This is a genomic window from Pseudochryseolinea flava, from assembly GCF_003286915.1.
GTDB classification, from domain to species: domain Bacteria; phylum Bacteroidota; class Bacteroidia; order Cytophagales; family Cyclobacteriaceae; genus Ohtaekwangia; species Ohtaekwangia flava.
The window spans coordinates 223799-244528 of the sequence record NZ_QMFY01000006.1 but is presented as its reverse complement, the minus strand read 5'-3'; the positions used below and the strand labels follow the sequence as shown (position 1 = coordinate 244528).

Sequence of the window (20730 nt, the reverse complement as noted above, 5' to 3'; positions counted from 1 at the left end):
TAGCGCAGCGTTAAATCGTTAAAAGTATTAAGGCAAATGAATTCCCACGTCTGAATCGTGAGGCAGCAATTCAGCCTTTCCCAAACATAGTGATTTTAAATCATTGATGATTGATCAAGTTGCGTCTTCGTGAATGAGTTTGGATAACAGGGGAGTCATTTCATGTTCGGCAGGTTTAGGAGCATTAACGCTGAACAATCTTCGTATAAAATATCCCAAGTATCAAAACGATAATGCACAACTTTTGATGTGCCGCAAGCTATTTCAATAATCCTGATACCCGGAACTGTTATTTTTCCGCTTTCCAGATAAGCTTGAATGAGCGATCGTAATAGGCGAACGTGTTGGTATTCAAATTATCCAAATATGTACCGCGTGCAGTGGTAACCAAAATAACATCGTTGTCAAAAGCTTTCATGTGTTGAAAAATACCCACCGCCATCACCGTATTATTTTTATCAATGATCGCATCCTTCCCATCCATCGACACAACAAGTGCATATCCATTTTTAAATTCTTCGGCGTGCCAATATGTAGCAGGAATCAACCATTGATTCTGCAAGTTCACATAGCCTACTGCACGACCTTTTTCATATGTTCTTTTTGCAATCAGGTTGTCGCTATATCCACCAATGAAAACACTTCCCTGACGATTCACCACAAATTTTTCATTCTCCATTTTTCCACCCTCGGGTTGCAATACCCATTCACCTTTTTTATTGATGTATCCGCAACTTCCATCCTCCTCTGCAAGACATGCTCGCGCAATACCATCTTGAAAGTCGTTAACACTATGGAATGTTGCTTGTATTACGACTGCACCTGTCTTGTCCATAAAACCCATTTTGCCATCGTGCGTCATAAAGCGCGCAAGCCCTTCTTTGAATTTAGGTGTTGATAATTTCGCACCCATGTAGCTGGTCCCACACTTAATAACCTCTTTTCCTTGCGCATTGATAAAGCCTATTCCTGAGCGCTCTACCGCCGCAAGTCCTTCGGAGAAATCATAAATGGCATAGTACGTTGGTTGTAACACGATCTTAAATGACTCATTCATCAAGCCATATTCTGGCAATTGAAATTCGCCCTTCTTCATGATAACAATTAAATTATCCGTCATCCGGAGAGGTGTGATGTCTGACGGAAACTCATGCACTACTTTTCCCTTTTTATTGACAGCGAAATATGTACGTTGTGTGCCTTTGACTTTGTAAGGAAAAATATATTTCGATTTAAACACCTCGAAGTCATCAAGATGAAGGGCCGTATCTAAGCTGATGACTTTTTTACCAGAGACGTCTATGAAAGCATGGTGTTGACGCCCTGCCTTTTCATAAATGGGATAAAGATTACCTTGCGCACTTGCCTCGTGTACGACTGTGATGATGATACAAAAGCAGAAAAAAAATAAGGACTTGATCGTCGATGGTATTGTCATGCCCAAATCTAGGGAGAATCACCGACATAAAACTTTAAATCGTCGGCCCGATCTTACTTCTATCTGCTTTCAGAATCTCGATGCGATCAGTTAAGCTTTGAACTGCAATATTTACAATACACGGCATCGCTGTCATGTCCGTCGCGCATGCAAGCAGGGCAAACTTGCGTCGAAAGCTTATCGTGCGATTTCATCTGGATCATTTCCGCAGACACGATACCGGTTGGAACGGCGAGAATACCATAGCCGAGAATCATAATCAAAGATGCAATCGTTTGGCCCAAAAAAGTTTCCGGCGCAATGTCGCCATACCCTACCGTTGTGAGCGTAACAATTGCCCAGTAAATACTTCGCGGGATACTGGTAAATCCATGCTCAGCACCCTCAATAAGGTACATGGTTGTCCCCGACACGATTACGATCATGATCACCGTAAGCAAAAATACACTGATCTTATGACGACTCGCCAACAGCGCTGTGCGGAGCGTGTTTCCGGCGCCGATGAATTGCGCAAGCTTCAAAATTCGAAACACTCGGATGAGCCTCACGATTCGAATCACTAAAAACACTTGCGCACCCGAAATGAAAATACCGATGTATGCCGGTAGTATCGACAAGAAGTCAATAATTCCAAGGAAACTAAAAATATATCGCCGCTTCTTCCTTGCCGCAATAATGCGTAGCACATATTCAACGGTGAATACAATCGTAAAGAACCACTCAAGTTTATAAAAATAATGGCCGAATACCTTTGGAATCTCTGGCATGGTCTCGATCATGACCGTTAGCGTACTCAGCAAAATAAGCACTAGCAACGTGAGATCGAACAACTTACCCGCACGTGTATCCGCCTCGAATACAGTTTCGTAAAGTACAGTCTTCCAACCTTTTTTGTTAGTCATAGCGCATTGTCTTGCTCAAAGATACAGTTCCCAACAATATATTAAAGACACACCCGAATGGCGGAGCGAACGCACCGGCTATGAATAGATTACAGGCACATGATTTTTAGTATCAAGCATATGAAAAAACTCATGGTAACATGGTTGTTGATGGTCAGTGTAGTCACTGCTTACAGCCAAATCAGCATCGACCTCGAAGGAAATTATGCATTCTCCATTCCTTATAACGTTGTTCGAATTCCTGCTAGCGGAGGAACTGAAATCGATCTAGCGAAAGATCTCAATGCCACCAATCCCCTCACATTTCGCGCACGCATAAATTATACACTCAATGAGCGGCACGTCATCTCAGCACTTGTTGCACCACTCCGCGTAAAATCGCAAGGCACGCTATCGCAAGACGTGGTCTACTCCGACAACACCTTTCAAGCAGGACGAAAAATCAATGCAACGTATACATTCAATTCTTACAGGCTTACCTATCGATATTTATTTATCGCTAATGATAAAATCAAATTTGGCGCTGGACTCACAGCCAAACTGCGTCAAGCCAATATTGAACTTACCAATGGTGAACGTTCCGCAGACTATCCTGACCTTGGCGTCGTACCATTAGTAAATGTTTACTTCTCGTGGACGCCTGTACAGCGATGGACAATGCTCATTGAAGGCGACGCACTTGGAACAAATCAAGGTCGAGCCGAAGATGTTTTTGGTGGAATTCTGTACAATGCTTCCGAAACCACGTCGATCAAAATCGGTTACCGCGTGCTTGAAGGTGGGGCAGATGTAGAAGATAACTACAACTTCTCGTTCTTCAATTACGCAGCAATCGGTGTCGTGTTGAATTTTAAGTGAGCACACGTACATGTGCGCATCAAACAACTGCGATTTTATAATTGCGTCACCGCCATGAATTGAAAGACCTACCATCGAACTTCTCTCTCTTCTACTTTGCTGTTAGCGGAGAACTCCCGTTGAAGGAACAATAAACAGATGAATGCGACTATCGCACAGGCAATAACAACTAACGACGCACTTGCCGGATCATCCAACAAATCAACCATGGACCTGTGTTTATTTTCATTCATCAATTGCATCGTGATAAATGCGAGCAAGTTGTTTGCAAAATGGATTATGATACACAACAAAAGATTATTCGTTTTAAAATAAATCCACCCGATAAAGACGCCGAGAATTGTCGCTGCAACAAATTGCCATGGATTTAAATGAATAATTCCGAAAAGCGCACTCGACAATATGATAGCCTTTCGTGGTGAGTACCTTTTTAGAAGGCCATCCAAAATCACACCTCTGAAAATCAGCTCTTCAAGAACAGGCGCTGCGACTACAACTAAAAGAAAGGAAAATATTCCCCCAGCTTCCAACCCAGTGAAAAAATCTTGAACACGCTCTGGCATCGGTATAAGGTCCACCAACGGAGAAATTACGCCTAACTGAATTGCTACTGTCGCTACAACAATAAGCAACAACATCTTAAAAGAAGCACCGTGAAAAGAGTACGTTCCGTTCCTCATCGAATTGCTCTTTTTTTCATGGCCATACCCAAAAGCTGCGCCCGTACCGACGACGTACGCAAAGAACAAGGCCGCATCGGCTTTTACACTAAAAATAGCGATCAGAATACCACTCACGAAGGCTCCCGCTAACTGGAACAAAAAGGCGATGCCCAAAAATCCCCAGGCCTGCCCTATCGACGGATAGGCTTTCGCTGGACGCGCTTGCATGGATGATTCCCCTGAATCCCAGAGCAATCGCTTAACAAATATTTTATCGTTATGTAATGATATGCCCAGTACATCCAACTCACTTCCCGTCTCTACATCGATCAGTTGAAGTGGAATGGTTTTCGACAAGTCGATGATTGACTCACGAGCTTGATTTGCTTTAATAAGATCTTCAAACGCGAGGGCTTGATCAGTTCCGTTGTTTATCCAATTACCCTCAATGTAGAACATGTCGGGAACTGTATTGTCCATCTGTCCTACTTCGGACGAATTCCAAAATATCTTGTATCTGGTCATGACCGCTAAAAATACGACGGCATGACTAGGCAGCGGTGCTGCATGAAGAAAGAATCTTTGCGATACTTTAAACCTTCACGCGTCGTGCTGACAAAAGCTTAATAATCACTCCAGTGTTGGCTTCCCGATCATTCTTTATCGCACTCCAAAGTGCTTTTTTTAAACGCTTTCTGCTCATACCAATTTAAGATTTCACCTATATACGTGGGATTGACAGAAGGTGGATTTCAAAAAATAGACAAAATCTCATAAATAGATCAGCAACCGTTTGCATTGTGTTGTCGCGCACAAATTATTTTTTCACACTTTTTACCACTTGATTGAATTTGTTCAGGAAGGACTATACATTCAGCGTCGATTATACAAAACGGCCAAAATGCAAAAAGCCACTATCAATAGTGGCTTTTGTTGCTCCTCCTCTAGGGCTTGAACCTAGGACCCCCTGATTAACAGTCAGGTGCTCTAACCAGCTGAGCTAAGGAGGAGTGTTACCTTTTTGAGGCGTTCCTCAAAATTTGGGAGTGCAATATTAATGAGTTGAACCTTAATTTGCCAACGCAGACCAATAAAATCCTGGAATTTTTCTCAAAAAGGTGCTTATCAGCAAGTGAATCCATCATTTTGATCACTTTAACTCATTGCTGCGGCTTTATTGCCTGGTAGACAACATCAGCAATCAGGTTTGCACCCGCTGCATTCGGATGGATGCCGTCAGGAAAATATTCACCTTTGCCCAAAAGTGGTGTGTAAAGATCAATCAAAAACACTTCCTCTTCCTTGGCAACACGTTCAATGATGGGAACAATCTCTTCCTTGATCACCTTGTCGCTAATTCCCCACGCCGATTTGAACGCTGGTACTGGTGTACATACATAAATCTTCTTCTTGCTTGGAATCTGATTCTTGAAAGCCTGAATAAATGCTCTATAGTCCGCCTCGAATTCATCTTTGTATTTCCAATTGTGTGGCTTCGAGTCGTTGGTGCCAAGCTTAATCACAATGATTCGTGGCGACCAGCTCATCACCTCTTTAAAATACTTTTCATTCCAGTAAGGCGCTTCACCTCTCTTTAATAATGTACGGCCTCCCAAGCCAAAATTCTTTACCTGAAACTTCTCCCCCAACAACTCCTGAAGTTGGTCGGGATAACGTTTACCAGCTTCAATTTCAGATCCTTCGGTAATACTATTGCCAACGCAGGCTACACGAACGGTGGTTTGACTTTTGGCTACGATGATCATACAACAGCTGATGACGATGAGCAATAACATGATTTTCATGAGAAACTTTCTTTTTTGTGAAGATGATTAGGACGAAACACTTGTGCAAGTCATTCCGTTGAGTAGCTTTGTATCACAAAGTACTTTTCAAATGAAGCAAATACACGAGTACGAACAGGATATCGCCTCCATACGCAACATCATGGAGAAATCCTTTAAGTTTTTGTCCCTCAGTGGACTATCGGGCATGCTTGCCGGATGTTATGCATTGGTTGGCGCCGGTGCCGCGTACTTTGTAATCCACGCCGAGAATCGAAATTACAGGCAATATGTTTTTGAATCGATGCGCAATCCAAGCGTGATGTGGAAATTGATCGGTATAGCGTTGGTCGTTTTAATTGCTTCCATCGGAACGGGAGTCTGGCTGAGCAGTAAGAAAGCAAAAAAATTAGGCATACCATTCATGAACACTGCCGGAAGACGTCTTGCATTCAATCTCGCTATTCCACTGATAACGGGTGGGCTATTCACATTAATCTTATTGTACTACGGCTTCATCGGTTTTGCGGCTCCTGTCATGCTGATGTTTTATGGACTTGCATTGTTTCAGGGAAGCTCTAATACCTACGACGAAATCCGATACTTAGGATTATGTGAAATTGTTCTCGGACTTATCTCTGCTTTGTTTGTTGGATACGGGTTGATATTTTGGGCGATTGGTTTCGGCGTACTACACATTGTATACGGCGCAATCATGTATAAAAAGTACGACAAGTGAAAAATCCGTTCGACAACCTTGATAAAGTGCTGGAGCATCGCGTGCGATTGCAGATTATGTCTGCGTTGGTCACAAACGATGCTTTTGATTTCAGTGCACTCAAGGAAATGCTGAACGTAACCGATGGCAACCTGGCTTCGCACATCAAAGCACTGGAAAAAGAAAAGTATATATCTGTGAACAAGACCTTCGTAGACCGTAAGCCAAACACAAAATACAAGATCACCGAAAAAGGTAGAAATGCATTCCGTAAACACCTCGATGCACTAGAGGCTGTTATTAAACAACAGAAATAAAAATTTTACACTACAACTTTGATTTTAAAAGTACTTTCTATGAATAAAAACATGATCAACAAAACCGCATTTTGGTTCGTCGCAACGGTAGCAACAGCCTTTGCCCTAAAGTATGTACACGCCCTCAGCGAGACACAAGATCTCCTGATGATGATTAAACCCGCGAGCAAAATATCGGGATGGATAATGCAGACGGAAACATCATTTTCTCACGCCGGTTTTTACTTCCCTTCATTTGATATCAATGTGAGCAAATCATTTTCCAGCTTTCACTTTTTCCTCGCTGCCTTCGTCATCATAGCCTGCACCATTCCTTTTCATAAACTTAAGAGTCACTCGGCAGTCGTAAACTTCATCGGTGCATTGGGTGTAGCCTACATGCTTACTACCGCCGTCATGGTTATTCGCATCGTCGGTTTAGCGACATTCATCAAGCTAGACACCTTCGCGCCGTGGCTTACATCTTATGGCTTTCTCATTGTCACCAAAGCCATCTTATACATCGGCGCATTGTTCATCACGTACCATGTTGTGAAGCGAATTGTACTGCTTCGGTTCCAAAGTAAATCGTTGATGGATCATTACCCTTCATTCTAATTTTTTCTTTACGTAATTTAAATTTTCATTGATATGGAAACAACACCTAGTCCGCTTGGCTTTATAGAACGCTTTAACAACTGGATCCGCGAGTCTATCATGATCAAACTATTCTCGATTGGATTCCTGATTATTGTATTACTCATTCCGGCCAATCTCATTGAAGAGCTTATTCAGGAAAGGCATTCACGTGCAGATGAGGCTGTTCGTGAAATCACCAGCAAATGGTCTGCCGACCAACGCGTCACCGGGCCCATCCTTGTAATCCCTTACAAAAAGTGGAAGCCATCGCTTGCACCTGGCGGCGCCCCTATGGAGACAATTGCAAAAGCATATTTTCTTCCCGAAGAATTGGCCATCAATGCTGCCATCGATCCTGAACTACGCCATCGTGGAATCTTCGACGCCGTGGTTTACACTTCGAAAATTGAACTCACTTCCACATTTGTAAAACCAAACTTTACAACACTTGGTATTCGTGACGAAGATATTCGTTGGACAGACGCTCATCTCGTCGTAGGCATCAACGATCTTCGTGGCATCAGCGACAATCCTTCGCTGTTGATTGGACCAATACCGCATCAGGCAGAACCCACCAGCGATATTGGTCTATCCGCTGACGACGAAGATGTAAAACAAACTTCAGAGAGTACCTATTTGGTTGACGATCCGCGCAAGATACCCGGCATTGTCACCAAGCTAAACTGGTCAGGTCCGGAAAACTTCCAAGAAAAAATGGCGCTTAAAATTTCCTTACGTGGAAGTGATCGCATTGCCTTTACACCGACGGGAAAAACAACAGATGTTAAAGTATCCGGCCGTTGGGGAAGCCCGAGTTTCGACGGTTCTTTTCTTCCTAAAGCCACGAACATCACGGATACGGCCTTCGATGCATCTTGGAAAATTTTACACTTCAACAGACCTTTCTCGCAACAATGGGTGCAGTCGAAAAAATCAGGCGAAGCATTAGAAGGTGCTGACTTCGGCGTGTCTCTCTTTATTCCTGCGGATCAATATCAACAAACCACGCGCACGGCGAAGTACGCCATACTCATGATCTTATTAACATTCATGTCCTTGTTCCTCGTTGAGATTACGCAAAAAGTTCGTATCCATCCATTCCAATATATTCTCATCGCGGCTGCGCTAATCATCTACTACACGCTCTTGCTGAGTTTCTCCGAACAAATGGGATACTACATCGCTTATATTATCGCATCGATATCGACGATTGCATTGATCGGATTTTATAGCAAATCATTCCTACACGGCAAACTCAGTGTGTTGCTCAGTGGATTACTCGCAATATTTTACGCGTTCATCTTCGTAATCATCTTCGAACAAGACTACTCGCTGCTCATTGGTAGTATAGGCTTGTTCACAATCGTTGCAATGCTGATGTACTTCTCCAGAAAAGTAAAGTGGTATGACGAAAAAAAATCTCCCGTAGTTGAAGCTTAATCTAAAAAGAAAACAGCAGGTGTAATGCCTGCTGTTACTTCTTAATTCTTACTACTTACTTCTAAAAGAAACTATTCCTTATCCAAAAATGGATACTTATAATCTACTGGCGGAACAAAAGTTTCTTTGATCGACCTTGCCGACACCCAGCGCATCAAGTTCATCTTCGCTCCCGCTTTATCATTTGTACCCGAAGCGCGTGCTCCACCAAATGGTTGCTGTCCAACAACAGCGCCCGTTGGTTTATCGTTGATGTAAAAATTACCTGCAGCGTTCGACAATTTCTTCGTTGCGAGTTCAATTGCATAACGATCGCCGGAAATGATCGAGCCCGTTAATGCATATGGCGAAGTTCTATCCACGAGCTCAAGTGTGTCTTCGAAATTTTCAGCATGATAAACATAGATCGTTAACACCGGGCCGAAAATTTCTTCGCACATCGTTACAGACGATGGATCTTTCGTTTCAATGACCGTTGGTTCTACAAAGTAGCCTTTAGACTTATCAACTTTTCCGCCGGCAACAATGGTATTCATTGGGTTCTGCTTCGCTTTTTCGATGTAGCCTGCAATAGAATCAAAAGCTTTTTCATCGATCACCGCATTGATGAAGTTTCCAAAGTCTTCCGTACCGCCCATCTTAAAATCTTTCAAATCTTCGACGAGATATTTTTTCACCTCATCCCACAGGTTACTCGGAATGTAAGCACGTGAAGCGGCAGAACACTTTTGTCCTTGGTATTCAAATGCACCACGCGACAACGCTACGGCTACCTCTTTTGGATTCGCACTTTTGTGTACCATCACAAAATCTTTTCCACCAGTTTCACCCACAATACGCGGATAGGTTTTATAACGATGAATGTTCGTTCCAATCGTTCTCCACATATTCTGGAATACTTTTGTGGAACCTGTGAAATGAATGCCCGCAAAATCTGGATGATTGAACACGACATCACCCGCCGTCGGACCATCTACATAGATCAGGTTGATCACACCATCAGGAAGACCAGCGGCTTTCAATACTTGCATGATGACGTTTGCAGCATATACTTGCGTATTGGCAGGTTTCCATACAACAGTATTTCCCATCAACGCCATACACGTAGGAAGATTTCCAGCGATGGCTGTGAAGTTGAAAGGTGTTACGGCAAAAGTAAATCCTTCCAGCGGACGGTATTCTGATCTATTCCAAACACCGGGAGAAGACTCTGGTTGTTCTTGATAGATCTGCGTCATGAAATATACGTTGAAGCGCAAGAAATCGATGAGCTCACACGCCGAATCGATTTCTGCTTGGTATGGACTTTTTGATTGACCGAGCATCGTTGCCGCATTAATGGCATAACGATAAGGTCCTGCGAGAAGGTCTGCAGCCTTCAAGAAAATAGCTGCACGGTGTTCCCACGAAAGGTCTGCCCACGCAGCTTTAGCACCCAACGCCGCATTGATTGCTTGCTCAACATGGCTACTATCCCCTTCGTGAAAATGCGCCAACACATGTTTATGATCGTGTGGTGGAGTAATGGTTTTCGTATTTCCTGTGCGAACCTCTTCGCTTCCGATATACATGGGTATATCGAGTACTTTGGCACGTGCATCGGCAAGCGCTTTTTTTAATGCCGCACGCTCTTTGGTGCCAGGTGCATAACTGAGGACGGGTTCGTTTTTAGGATAGGGGACGCTGAAGAAACCTTTGGGCATAGTAGTAAAAGCAGTTTTGGTTAATGACTGAGTTATTTACGAGCGGCAAAGGTAATGCAAACTCAGAGAATCTGAAGCAGTTCTGAAAGACTTGTGATTTCGCGAAACGGCCGTTCTTCGTGGCTTAACTTCTCCGGGTTATAAAAAACACCGTCGATTTGCGCATTTCGCGCACCACCAATATCTGTTACCAGGTTATCGCCAACCATCATGGCTTCATTTGCGGAAACTTTATTAAGGGTTAGCGCAAAATCAAAAATTTCCCGTGCGGGTTTGCGATGCCCCGCTGTCTGCGATGTTATAATATGATTAAAATACTGATGAAGATTGCCGGCGGTTAATTTTCGCTGCTGGATCTCTTCAAAACCGTTCGTAATAATGGTCAGTGAATAACGTTGAGACAGATACGCCAACGTTTCATGCGCGTGAGGCATCAAGTTTCCCTTCAACGGACATGTATTAAGATAGTCATGCGATAAGTCTTCGCAAAGTTTTTCTTCGTGCGCATCAAACGCTTCCAAAATTTGTTTGAAACGCTCTCTCCTGATGACTTCGCTTGTGATGGCTCCACGATCGAAATGATACCATAATGCAGCGTTTACTTCTTGAAATTTCTTGTGAAAGGCATTGAATTCGTGTACACCTTTCGCCAACAATTCATATTGTAGATAAAGCTCTTGAAGCGTGATCTTTGCATTCGTTTCATAATCCCAAAGTGTATGGTCCAGGTCGAAGAAAATGCTTTTATACTTTTTTGAAGGGGCGCTCATACTGTCGTTTAATTATTTTTCTGCCACTCGATAATCTGCAGCTTATTGGCCGCGAGTTCACGATTGGATGACAATGTCTGATAAATCTGTTGATCTTTTTGAAGTTGAACGTCCTTGCGCAAGAATTGGAAGATTTGCTTGATGATATCGCCCACCTCATCTTTGATTTGATAAAAAACCCAATGGTTGTAGCGTTTGTAGCTCAAGATGCCCGAATTCTTCAGGTATATCAGGTGACGGGATGTTTTTGCTTGTGTAAAGTCTAAAATTTTTTCCAGGTCGGTGATGCACATTTCACCGTTCATAAAAATTAAATGAAGAATCCGCAGACGGGACTCATCTGCGCACGCTTTGAAAATTTGTGATCCGAGTGTGAGGTTAAAACTTTTGAGTCGCATCGACCATCTTTACTGTCAGTCGTCAAATGTATACAATTAGGCAGTTATTGGGCTTATCCCTATCTTTGAAAATTATGACTAATCGTCGCGCTGTGAATAGCATTGTGAAGCAAGCAACTTTATCGGTTGCCCTGATCTTATTATTTTCTTGCTTAGCCTACCATGCAGAAGCACAGCAGAAAAAGCGTGTCATTCAGTTATCGGGTGTTATCATTGGTGAAGATAGTACGTCGGGGACAGGCCTGCCTGGTGTTCACGTGTACGTACCGAAAGCCGGCCGCGGAACTACAACGAACGGCGTGGGATTTTTTTCGATGCCAGTATTGGTTGGCGATAGTATCGTGATTAGCTACGTCGGATATGAAGCACAGTATTACAAAGTTCCCGCGAATGCACCCGAATATCAAACGGTGATTGTACCCCTTGTCGCCGATACAACATACTTGAAGGAAGTAGTCGTCTATGATTTCCCGACAGAGGAAGTTTTTAAAGAAGCAGTGCTAGCACTGAACATTCCACTCGATCGAAATGGTGCTATCGACGACAAAAATTTCAACTCAGAACTCCTTGCGTTAATGCTAAAAACAACGCCCATGGATGGCTACCAAAATCAACGATACTATTTGAGCCAATGGTCTACCTCTCATGGCGATCACTACATGCCAGTGACCAATCCCTTCTTAAATCCATTTAATTGGGTGAAGTTTTTTAATTCTTTGAAAAAGAAAAAGAAGTAATCAATGTTTGCCTGCATCGGGTAGGCTCATTCTAAAAATGTGGATATCGCCACGAACTTCCTTAACACCCGCTCTGTAACCATTATCTTATGCGTATAGGTCTTATGATGATGGCCTTATACTCCCCTTATTAAGGCCTGATCCATGGTATTATTTTAGTCTAATACAAGTCCCTGAAAAGGATCGCGTGAGCTTGCTTCTTTCCCTTTTCGGTGACGGATAATTCCGGTTTTTTCCCAAAGATGGAAGACTATTCCCAGCGGAAGGGCTAATCACGACTGAATTAGCGGTTTTCGCTGAGTGGCGCAGAATTGGCTCCAATTGACGGCATAACCCAAAACTCTCTTAAAGAACATGATACGCAAGTTTTTCTTCCGCCAGATGTCGCTTGAAAAGCAGATTAAATTCCTCAAGCGCAAAGGCATTGGCCTCGGCACACGCCTTAAGGACGGCAGAAAAATCTATATCTACATGGTGAACGACCTATTCGTTGAGGTTCACTATCAAAACGACAACAGTGAAGAACCTGCTGAAAAATTAAACATGATCACAGGCTTGATGAACTTGACACAATATCTCGAAAGAGATTTCAGAGCGACCTTTTAATTACAAGTTCGATATTCCACCGATGACGGAACCCAATCGCGGGGATGAGCTACTTTGACGAGTAGCTTTTTTCGTTTTATAGATTTCTAAAGAAATTCTATTTCCAATAAGTTCGCATATTGGAAGCTTCACCTCATACTATGCATTCAGCTATTCTTTTATGTCTTGGACTTGTCTTTAGTGTATCGATCCTCGTTTTGATCGCTCAAAAAATAAGAATAGCCTACCCTATTTTCCTCGCTATTGCCGGCATTGTTGTTGGCTTTATACCGATGCTTCCTACTATCGGCATCGATCCTGAGCTTGTCTTTCTGGTAATTCTCCCACCCATTCTCTACGAAGCAGCGCAGAGCATTTCTCTCAAAGAACTTTGGAAGTGGCGCCGGATCATCAGCGTGATGGCAATTGGTTTTGTGTTCTTCACGACCGTAACGGTTGCTTGTATTAGTCATTGGCTCATTCCGGGTTTCAGTTGGCAACACGGATTTTTGTTAGGCGCCATCATCTCTCCGCCCGATGCGGCCGCCGCTACGACTGTGTTGAAATACGTTAAAATTCCAAAAGGTATTGTCTCGATTCTTGAGGGTGAGAGCTTACCCAATGACGCTACCAGTCTCACCATATTTAGATTTTCACTCGCAGCCATTGCCACTTCTCACTTCACATGGCACGAAGCCGCAGGTGGATTTGCATTTGTCGTTGTTTTTGGTGTCGCGATCGGACTCGCGTTCGGATTTATCTTCAACTTTCTTTTAAAAAGATTGCCTGCAAATTCCGAACTTGATATTGCCTTTTCTTTGGTGATCCCGCACGTCATGTACATCACAGCAGAAAGTTTGCACTCCTCTGGCGTACTTGCTGTCGTTAGTGGTGGCCTCTTGATAGCCTACAAAAATCATTTCGACATCTCGCATAGCAGCCGCTTAAAAGCTGGAGCAATATGGACATCACTCGTTTTCATCCTCAACGCTGTTATATTCTTCCTCATTGGCTTGCAATTGCCCAGCATCGTGAACGATCTGAAAGGGATCGCCCTTCGCGATGCCATCATCATCTCCATCATCATCACGATTGTTATTACAGCCACGCGATTGTTTAGCGGAATTTTGTCGGCGCTGTTCACACGATTTATTAGTCGATACATCACCGTTGCACAAGCTGCACCTGGCTGGCGAAATCCTGCGATTGTCGGATGGGTGGCCATGCGTGGCGTGGTGTCATTGGCATCGGCAATGTCTATCCCTGTCCTGTTAACCAACGGCGAAGAATTTCCACACCGGAGTCTCATTCTCTTTGTAACATTCTTCGTCACCATTGTCACCCTCGTAGGACAAGGATTGATGCTCCCATGGCTCGTAAAAGTGGTGAAGCCGCAAGAGCTATCGACGCGTAAAACGGATGACGTACAGATGTTCGAAATGGAGGCTCAACTTTCTAAAGTTGCTGTAGATGAGCTTGAACAGCATCACGCAAAAACTATGGAACGTAACTTCCTAGTGAAGCACAAGTTCGATACGCTGAGAGACAAAGTAGAGATGTTAGAAATCAATAAAGAAAGTGAAGAAGGCTTTAAACACGCTACTGGCATGCTCGACGAATTTAACAAAGTAATGCACGCCGTCGCGACAAGGCAAAGACAGGAACTTCATAAGTTTAGGCGCATGACAGACTACGACGACAACGTGATCAAAGCGATTGAAACAAAGCTCGATTTAGAAGAGGAGAAATTGGGCGAGGGAAACGGGCATTGACAGCAGTTATAAATTTTGCCGCGCAGTTCCGTATAAATAAAAAAAGCCGCTATAAGAATAACGGCTTTCTTGTTTTTAAATAGTCGGGGTGAGATGATTCGAACATCCGACCCCCACGTCCCTAACGTGGTGCGCTAACCGGGCTGCGCTACACCCCGAATACCCATAAAATGGGCTGCAATAATAATCATAAAGCTCCAACGCTCAAAACGACTACCTCCGATAAGAAAATTCAAAATCTTTTATGGAATCGCTCTCTTGATCGCATCCTACGGGAAACATTTCAATCATGAGAACCACATACTCCTTATCGATCGCGAAACCCTGCAATGAAAAATGGGAAGACTTTACACCGCAAGACAAAGGCGGCTATTGTTCGTCATGCGCTAAAGTTGTTGTTGACTTCACCACCATGAGCGACTACCAAATACTTGAGTTTCTCAAAAACAAGAAAGCGCACACTTGCGGCCGCTTCACAAAAGATCAACTTAAATCATACCAAGATTTACAGCTCCCAAAGATCAATCCAGGTTTTAATTTGCTGAAAGCAAGCCTTCTATGCTTCGTTTTAATATTAACCGCGAAAACATCAACTGCGCAAGATGCCCTTGCCAAAACTGCCACCGAACAGATCATCGAACTTAAGGCGGTATCGACAGGTGGCGCTACCGTTACACGGAATGTAATGGGTATCGTGAAGGACGAAAACGGAGATCCACTACCCGGTGTAAATGTTATTGTTAAGAACACCACCATTGGAACGAGTACCAATGCCGATGGCGAATTTCAATTGACCGGCGATTTTAAAGAGGGCGACGTGTTGCTATTCAGCTTTATCGGTTATGAAACCAAAGAATTTTCAATACCGAAGAATGCTGCTCAATCACTTGAAATTCCGCTGACGGTTGATGTGCGTATGACGATGGACACGGTGATCATGATGGGCGAAATTGCGATTGACAATGTGTATGAAGAAAAATCGTCGGTTGGAAAATTCTGGGATAAAGTAAAAAACTTCTTCTAACGGATCACTGCATGATTAGGATCGCACAGCTTGTTATCGTCCTTGCACTAACACTAACGACAACGTTTTACAGTCTCGCGCAGCGAAGTGATTTCCAACAAATCGACTTCAGTAGGGCCGACAACATGGCGCTGCGATTTCCTAATCATTCATTAAAAAATATAAAAGTACTTGCTGACAAACTCACACAAGGTCTCACTACCGACGTTGAAAAATTCAGAGCACTGTATCGATGGGTATGCGACAATATTGCCTACGACTATGCCTTGTTTGAGAAAAACCGGCGACTTCGAGCAAAGCAAGAAAACACGGCCGATGATATTGCCCGTAACAAAAAATTCAATGCCGAAGTATTTAGAACACTTTTAGAAAAACATCGTACAGTATGTACCGGATACGCATACTTATTAAGGGAGCTTTGTTCACATGTCGGCATATCCTGTGTAATCGTTGATGGGTATGGAAGAACGGCGAATGCAAACATTGGTGGCAATGGTATTCCTAATCATTCGTGGAATGCTGTTCAACTTCATGGTAAATGGTACTTGAGTGATCCTACTTGGGCAAGTGGTGCCGTCGAGAGTCAGTTTCACTTGTTCATCAAAAATTACGACGACGCATACTTCCTCTCCGATCCTAATGTTTTCATTCAAAATCACTACCCACTTGATCCACAATGGACACTTTTAAAAACCAATACTGTAACGTTAAATGAATTTTTAAACAGGCCCATCATTTACAGCAACGCATATCACTACCAGGTGGATAACCCCTCTCCTACACGTTTCAATGTGGCTGTTAGAAAGGGAGAAGAAATTTCTTTTCAATTTGATAGCCGGCATGATTTCTCGCAAGCCGCATTGATGGTCGATGGAAAGTCAATTCAACATTCATTCGACAAAAAGGGATTACGCTATTCCACAGTGCAGGCATTCAATAACAAAGGCGTTCACGTTGTCCATCTGATGATTGATAACAAGAGTGTCTTAACCTATCGCGTCAGCGTAAAATAAGTGTCAATCGCACAGAAATTTTACAATCACTTCAATGCCTATTATCGTACTATTTTTTTAAATCGTTTTTTTAAACAAACATTCCTAACGCATCGAAACTAACCCCGCGGCATTTCTTTTCTTATAATTTTTCGAGCGATGTAGTTCAGAATGAAACGCCACACCTGATTATTAAGGTTTCAATATTTTTATCTTTTACTATAAACGTCACGCGCTGAGTATGACAATCACTATCGTTTTATTCTATCATTCGCGCCGTTTGATTGAATGGATTGCAATTAAATCGTACAAAAAACAAGTTCAACATTACATTCTGTAATTTCAGTGAACTCGTACCCTAAACTATTTACACCATGAAAAAACTTAGTTGGCTTTTTCTCATGGTCCTCATTCCTTTTGCCTGTCAGGAAGAAAGGGAGGACGTGATCGATCAGTCGGACCTCAAGGAGTTCACGACTGAAACAATCAAAATTATTCGCAATAAAAACAACGGTCGACTTATCACGACAACCGGTGTTAATTGCGAACAGAGCACCACGTTCGTTATTGCAGTTCCAAACGTAAGTGAAGAAGGTTACGGAACGGTAAGCGTTCATGCGGAGGAAATTGTCATTGATTATGATCTATCATTGAGTGAATGGTATTTAGTCAATGTCAAAGTTTATGCAGGAGATTGCAATGCGATACCAGATCCTGCAAATTTCCCTTACGGACAGACTTATCCTATGGATAACGAAGTACGGGCGGGCTCACTTTCCATTCCAATGTCATCGCTCCCAGACTGTGGTTGTATTCAAATCGCCGTCACCATTGGACGATTCAGTCCCATCAACAGTGAGTTAGAAACGGTCACATCAACTTCGTCCACGGATTATTGCAATTGTGATGAGCCAGAAGAACCAGAGGATCCAGACGATAAAAATTTAAGAACACAAACACCCGGTGGATGGGGCGCACCTCCTAATGGCGACAACCCAGGGGTTTATTTACACGCTAATTTTGCAGCAGCATTTCCAAATGGTATTGTATTAGGGTGCGATCACACCATTACACTAACATCGGCACACGCGGTCACAAACTTTCTGCCGCAAGGTGGACAACCCGGCGCGCTCACAAAGAGTTACGTTAACCCCGTGAATACAAACAAGAGCAGTAACAATCCGAAAAATGTTCTCGCCAGTCATGTTACCGCTTTGACATTATCAACAGGTTTTGATTCGTGGGACGCTGACTTCGGCGATTCTTCCAGCAACTTGATCAACTCAACAATTACCTCAGGTACGTTCGAAGGTTGGACTGTTTCGGAAGTACTCGCCGAAGCAAACAAGGTGTTAGGTGGATGCGCTTCGAGTTATAGTGCATCGCAGTTAACGGAAGTTCTTACAGCAATCAACGAGTGCTACGTCGACGGAAGTACGAACACAGGCTTCCTTCAAAATCAATAGAGCTCATCCATGTCTATGGTTCAAGGCCTTCTCAAATAATGAGGGGGCCTTTTCTTTTCAAACCGAAAACAAAAAAAGGTCGCCTAGTTAGTAGACGACCTTCTTTCAGAAAGCGCGCAATTAGAAACTGAAACTTTTCTTAACAGTTATCCCATAATTTGCAGGGTTGCCCAAGTGGATACCACCGAAATCATACGCATAGGAAATGTAGTGCTTGTCTCCGATGTTTCTCCCCCAAAGAGATGCTTCAAAGCCATTGAATGCAACGCCAATTCGTGCATTAGCCAAGTGATAAGATGACTGCTTAATTTGATTGCCGAGATCAAAGTACTGCTTGCCGATGGTTACCCATTCCGCACGCACAAATAAGCGAACATCTTCGGTATCAACATAATTGTATTGAACAGCGAGCATCGACGTTACGTTCGGTGTAAAAACTTGACGATGTCCATCCCAATCAAACACAACATCAGTGTCTTCCATCTTGCCAGCAAATTTAAGATCATTATACGTCGCATCTGTGAGTCCAACATTGTAGTCAATCTGTAACCCTTTAACAGGTGTCGCATTAACTTCAAATTCCAATCCCTTGCTTGTAAGTTTACCAGCATTTCTTGTGACAGTATAACCTTCTTGCATCAGTGTAGGAACTTGAATATCATTCACGATCACATAAAAAGCAGCGGCATTGAAAGTAACTTTATGATCGAACAACAAATTCTTAAAGCTTAATTCGAAATTATTGCTGTACTCTGGATTAAACTCGAATAAAACATCTTCCGAGCTTAGCGATATTCCTCCCGTTCTAAAACCTCTTGTGTAAGCAGCATAGAGTTGGCTATTGTCATTTACATGGAAAGTTGCGCCAACTTTCGGCGATAAAGCCCCGTAAGATGTGCTCTTCTTCTGCGTATCGACGATGTTCATTTCACGCTCTTCATAATCGTAACGCAATCCACCGATGACGTCAAATTTTCCAACGGTGTATGTTATTTGACCATAAACAGCAGCCCCCACGTTATCAGACTCCGTCACATCAGGTTCTCCCTGTCCCATCACGAAGTAACCTTGTTTCACTGGTGCTTGTTGTGCGAAGCTATAGACACCTGCAGTCCATTTTAATGGAGAAGATGAGGCAACAGGAGAGGCCAACTTGAATTCTTGCGTAGCAACTTTGACATTGTTCCAATCTCTACCATAGTTGTTCACGATCGTCATGAACGGAAATCCAGAGAAGTCTGCATCGATCGGATCTCTGTAGTAACGATAATTAGATTGATATGTGGTTAAGGAAGTAAATGTAATTCGCTCACCACTGTGATTGATTTTCATGCTCGCGTTAAACACATCATCAACAAGTTCCGTGATGGCATCCTGTTCAAGTTTAAATGGATTATTGAAAGCCTCCTCAGTACTTATCACAAGCGGAAAAGATCCATCATTTCTATTGTTACTATGCTTTACATTCCATGTAGCAGACCATGCAGGATTGATCATCCAAGTCATGAAGTAATTTCCGGTTAAACTCTTTCGCTTATCAAAATCGCTGTCATTATAGGTGTTGGTATAGAAACCGTCAGTTTTGTCGAAGATGCCAGAAGCACTGAAGAACAATTTATTCTTTACCAACGGTGTTCTTACACCCAGGGCATAACGTTGTTGTCCATGAGTGCCGGCACTCAACTCAGCAAATGCGTTTCCATGATTAGTCGGTTGTTTTGTGATGATATTAATTACACCACCCATTGCATTTCGACCGTAAAGTGTTCCTTGTGGGCCGCGAAGAACTTCAATTCGTTCAACGTCGAACAACTGGGCGATATAAGTATCTAAGCTGAATTGATTGACACCGTCGACGTAGGTGGCAACTGCCGGATCGTAAGACGTAGAAGTAATACCGCGGATGGAGGTGACATTTCGGTTATCGCCAGGGTTAGCGGAATATAATGTTGGAACGATCGCCGTAATATCTTTGATATTCCAAAGGCGATAGTCATTCACCTTCTTCGAAGAAATGGCGGAGATACTGTAAGGCACTTTTTGTACATCTGTCTCTTCCTTCTCTGCAGTAACGATAACGTCATCCAACTGGTAGACTGACTCGGTCAACGTGATGCGCACCGGCTCAGCATTGTCTTGTACGGTTACGAGTTGATTACTTTCCGCGAAGCCGATCGCTGAAATGGCGAGCGTATATTTTCCATTTGAAAGCGACAGCGAAAATTTACCTTCAGAATCCGATAGGGTGTTTTGGTTCGTATTCAATACACGAACGAAAGCGCCTACTACTGGCTTTTGATCATTGCTGAAAATGATTCCTGTAATAGACTGCGCAAACACCATATTGGAAACCAAAAGGAGTACGAGCAAAAATTTGATTTTCATTGTTTTCATGAATTCTGTTCTACACATTTTCTTAAAAGAACCTGCGATTATAGATAAAGTTGGGGTTGTTTCCATCATGCGATGGCGTGATGCTAAAACGATTTTGTGGGCGGTTCGGATCGGCTATAAAAAGGAAGAGGCTACATTGCTGTAGCCCCATA

The 20730-nt window shown here is 43.0% G+C and carries 19 protein-coding genes and 2 tRNA genes; 11 read left to right on the top strand and 10 right to left on the bottom strand.

Annotated elements, in window-relative coordinates:
- Positions 1-289: 289 nt before the first annotated feature.
- Together DQQ10_RS13770 and DQQ10_RS13765 are read right to left on the bottom strand one after the other, a co-directional pair.
- The gene (locus DQQ10_RS13770; RefSeq protein WP_112747455.1) at positions 290-1438 is read right to left on the bottom strand and encodes a WG repeat-containing protein; all 1149 of its coding nucleotides are present in this window, start codon (positions 1436-1438) and stop codon (positions 290-292) included.
- Between the two features lie 86 nt (positions 1439-1524).
- Positions 1525-2340: an ion transporter gene (locus DQQ10_RS13765; RefSeq protein ID WP_112747454.1), complete on the bottom strand. Its 816-nt coding sequence runs from the start codon at positions 2338-2340 to the stop codon at positions 1525-1527.
- 120 nt (positions 2341-2460) lie between these two features.
- On the opposite strand from DQQ10_RS13765, the gene DQQ10_RS13760 reads away from it, so the two are divergent.
- Positions 2461-3198 (top strand): hypothetical protein, encoded by a 738-nt coding sequence (locus tag DQQ10_RS13760; RefSeq protein WP_112747453.1) that lies wholly within the window; start codon positions 2461-2463, stop codon positions 3196-3198.
- A gap of 68 nt (positions 3199-3266) precedes the next feature.
- Here the strand turns inward: DQQ10_RS13760 and DQQ10_RS13755 are convergent, their stop codons facing one another.
- The 3 genes from DQQ10_RS13755 to DQQ10_RS13745 all read right to left on the bottom strand — a co-directional run bounded on the left by DQQ10_RS13755 (position 3267) and on the right by DQQ10_RS13745 (position 5665).
- Positions 3267-4385, bottom strand: a complete 1119-nt coding sequence (locus DQQ10_RS13755; protein WP_112747452.1) for a CPBP family intramembrane glutamic endopeptidase — start codon at positions 4383-4385, stop codon at positions 3267-3269.
- A 411-nt stretch (positions 4386-4796) separates the two neighbouring features.
- Positions 4797-4870 (bottom strand) — tRNA-Asn (locus tag DQQ10_RS13750).
- Between the two features lie 150 nt (positions 4871-5020).
- On the bottom strand, positions 5021-5665 hold the full coding sequence (locus tag DQQ10_RS13745; RefSeq protein WP_112747451.1) for a GDSL-type esterase/lipase family protein: 645 nt from the start codon (positions 5663-5665) through the stop codon (positions 5021-5023).
- Positions 5666-5756: 91 nt separating this feature from the next.
- Here DQQ10_RS13745 and DQQ10_RS13740 point away from each other — a divergent pair, with 91 nt between their 5' ends.
- Genes DQQ10_RS13740 through creD form a run of 4 tightly spaced genes read left to right on the top strand, consistent with a single transcriptional unit; the run spans position 5757 to position 8737 of the window.
- Positions 5757-6383, top strand: coding sequence for a hypothetical protein (locus DQQ10_RS13740; RefSeq protein WP_112747450.1), 627 nt, complete (start codon positions 5757-5759; stop codon positions 6381-6383).
- Positions 6380-6679, top strand: coding sequence for a winged helix-turn-helix domain-containing protein (locus DQQ10_RS13735; RefSeq protein ID WP_112747449.1), 300 nt, complete (start codon positions 6380-6382; stop codon positions 6677-6679). Before DQQ10_RS13740 ends, DQQ10_RS13735 begins: the two co-directional genes overlap by 4 nt.
- Before the next feature lie 39 nt (positions 6680-6718).
- Positions 6719-7276: a hypothetical protein gene (locus DQQ10_RS13730; RefSeq protein WP_112747448.1), complete on the top strand. Its 558-nt coding sequence runs from the start codon at positions 6719-6721 to the stop codon at positions 7274-7276.
- 33 nt (positions 7277-7309) lie between these two features.
- Positions 7310-8737, top strand: a complete 1428-nt coding sequence (creD, locus tag DQQ10_RS13725) for a cell envelope integrity protein CreD (protein WP_112747447.1) — start codon at positions 7310-7312, stop codon at positions 8735-8737.
- Positions 8738-8808: 71 nt separating this feature from the next.
- Here the strand turns inward: creD and pruA are convergent, their stop codons facing one another.
- From pruA to DQQ10_RS13710, 3 genes are all read right to left on the bottom strand, one after another.
- The gene (pruA, locus tag DQQ10_RS13720; RefSeq protein ID WP_112747446.1) at positions 8809-10440 is read right to left on the bottom strand and encodes an L-glutamate gamma-semialdehyde dehydrogenase; all 1632 of its coding nucleotides are present in this window, start codon (positions 10438-10440) and stop codon (positions 8809-8811) included.
- Positions 10441-10502: 62 nt separating this feature from the next.
- Positions 10503-11210 (bottom strand): YjjG family noncanonical pyrimidine nucleotidase, encoded by a 708-nt coding sequence (locus DQQ10_RS13715; protein WP_112747445.1) that lies wholly within the window; start codon positions 11208-11210, stop codon positions 10503-10505.
- A gap of 8 nt (positions 11211-11218) precedes the next feature.
- Positions 11219-11608, bottom strand: coding sequence for an ArsR/SmtB family transcription factor (locus DQQ10_RS13710; protein ID WP_112747444.1), 390 nt, complete (start codon positions 11606-11608; stop codon positions 11219-11221).
- A 74-nt stretch (positions 11609-11682) separates the two neighbouring features.
- Between DQQ10_RS13710 and DQQ10_RS13705 the strand changes: the two genes are divergently transcribed.
- The 3 genes from DQQ10_RS13705 to DQQ10_RS13695 all read left to right on the top strand — a co-directional run bounded on the left by DQQ10_RS13705 (position 11683) and on the right by DQQ10_RS13695 (position 14702).
- On the top strand, positions 11683-12345 hold the full coding sequence (locus DQQ10_RS13705) for a carboxypeptidase-like regulatory domain-containing protein (RefSeq protein ID WP_112747443.1): 663 nt from the start codon (positions 11683-11685) through the stop codon (positions 12343-12345).
- A 354-nt stretch (positions 12346-12699) separates the two neighbouring features.
- Positions 12700-12951 (top strand): hypothetical protein, encoded by a 252-nt coding sequence (locus DQQ10_RS13700; protein ID WP_133259646.1) that lies wholly within the window; start codon positions 12700-12702, stop codon positions 12949-12951.
- Between the two features lie 140 nt (positions 12952-13091).
- Entirely contained in the window at positions 13092-14702 is a 1611-nt protein-coding gene (locus DQQ10_RS13695; RefSeq protein ID WP_112747441.1) for a Na+/H+ antiporter, read from the top strand.
- 83 nt (positions 14703-14785) lie between these two features.
- Here DQQ10_RS13695 and DQQ10_RS13690 read toward each other — a convergent pair.
- Positions 14786-14860, bottom strand: a tRNA-Pro gene (locus tag DQQ10_RS13690).
- Between the two features lie 131 nt (positions 14861-14991).
- Here DQQ10_RS13690 and DQQ10_RS28235 point away from each other — a divergent pair.
- The 3 genes from DQQ10_RS28235 (at position 14992) to DQQ10_RS13675 (ending at position 18184) form a co-directional block, all read left to right on the top strand.
- The gene (locus DQQ10_RS28235) at positions 14992-15726 is read left to right on the top strand and encodes a carboxypeptidase-like regulatory domain-containing protein (RefSeq protein WP_112747440.1); all 735 of its coding nucleotides are present in this window, start codon (positions 14992-14994) and stop codon (positions 15724-15726) included.
- Positions 15727-15737: 11 nt separating this feature from the next.
- On the top strand, positions 15738-16739 hold the full coding sequence (locus DQQ10_RS13680; RefSeq protein WP_112747439.1) for a transglutaminase domain-containing protein: 1002 nt from the start codon (positions 15738-15740) through the stop codon (positions 16737-16739).
- 353 nt (positions 16740-17092) lie between these two features.
- Positions 17093-18184 (top strand): hypothetical protein, encoded by a 1092-nt coding sequence (locus DQQ10_RS13675; RefSeq protein WP_112747438.1) that lies wholly within the window; start codon positions 17093-17095, stop codon positions 18182-18184.
- A 120-nt stretch (positions 18185-18304) separates the two neighbouring features.
- Here the strand turns inward: DQQ10_RS13675 and DQQ10_RS13670 are convergent, their stop codons facing one another.
- Positions 18305-20578 (bottom strand): TonB-dependent receptor, encoded by a 2274-nt coding sequence (locus DQQ10_RS13670; protein ID WP_165823929.1) that lies wholly within the window; start codon positions 20576-20578, stop codon positions 18305-18307.
- Positions 20579-20730: the final 152 nt, after the last annotated feature.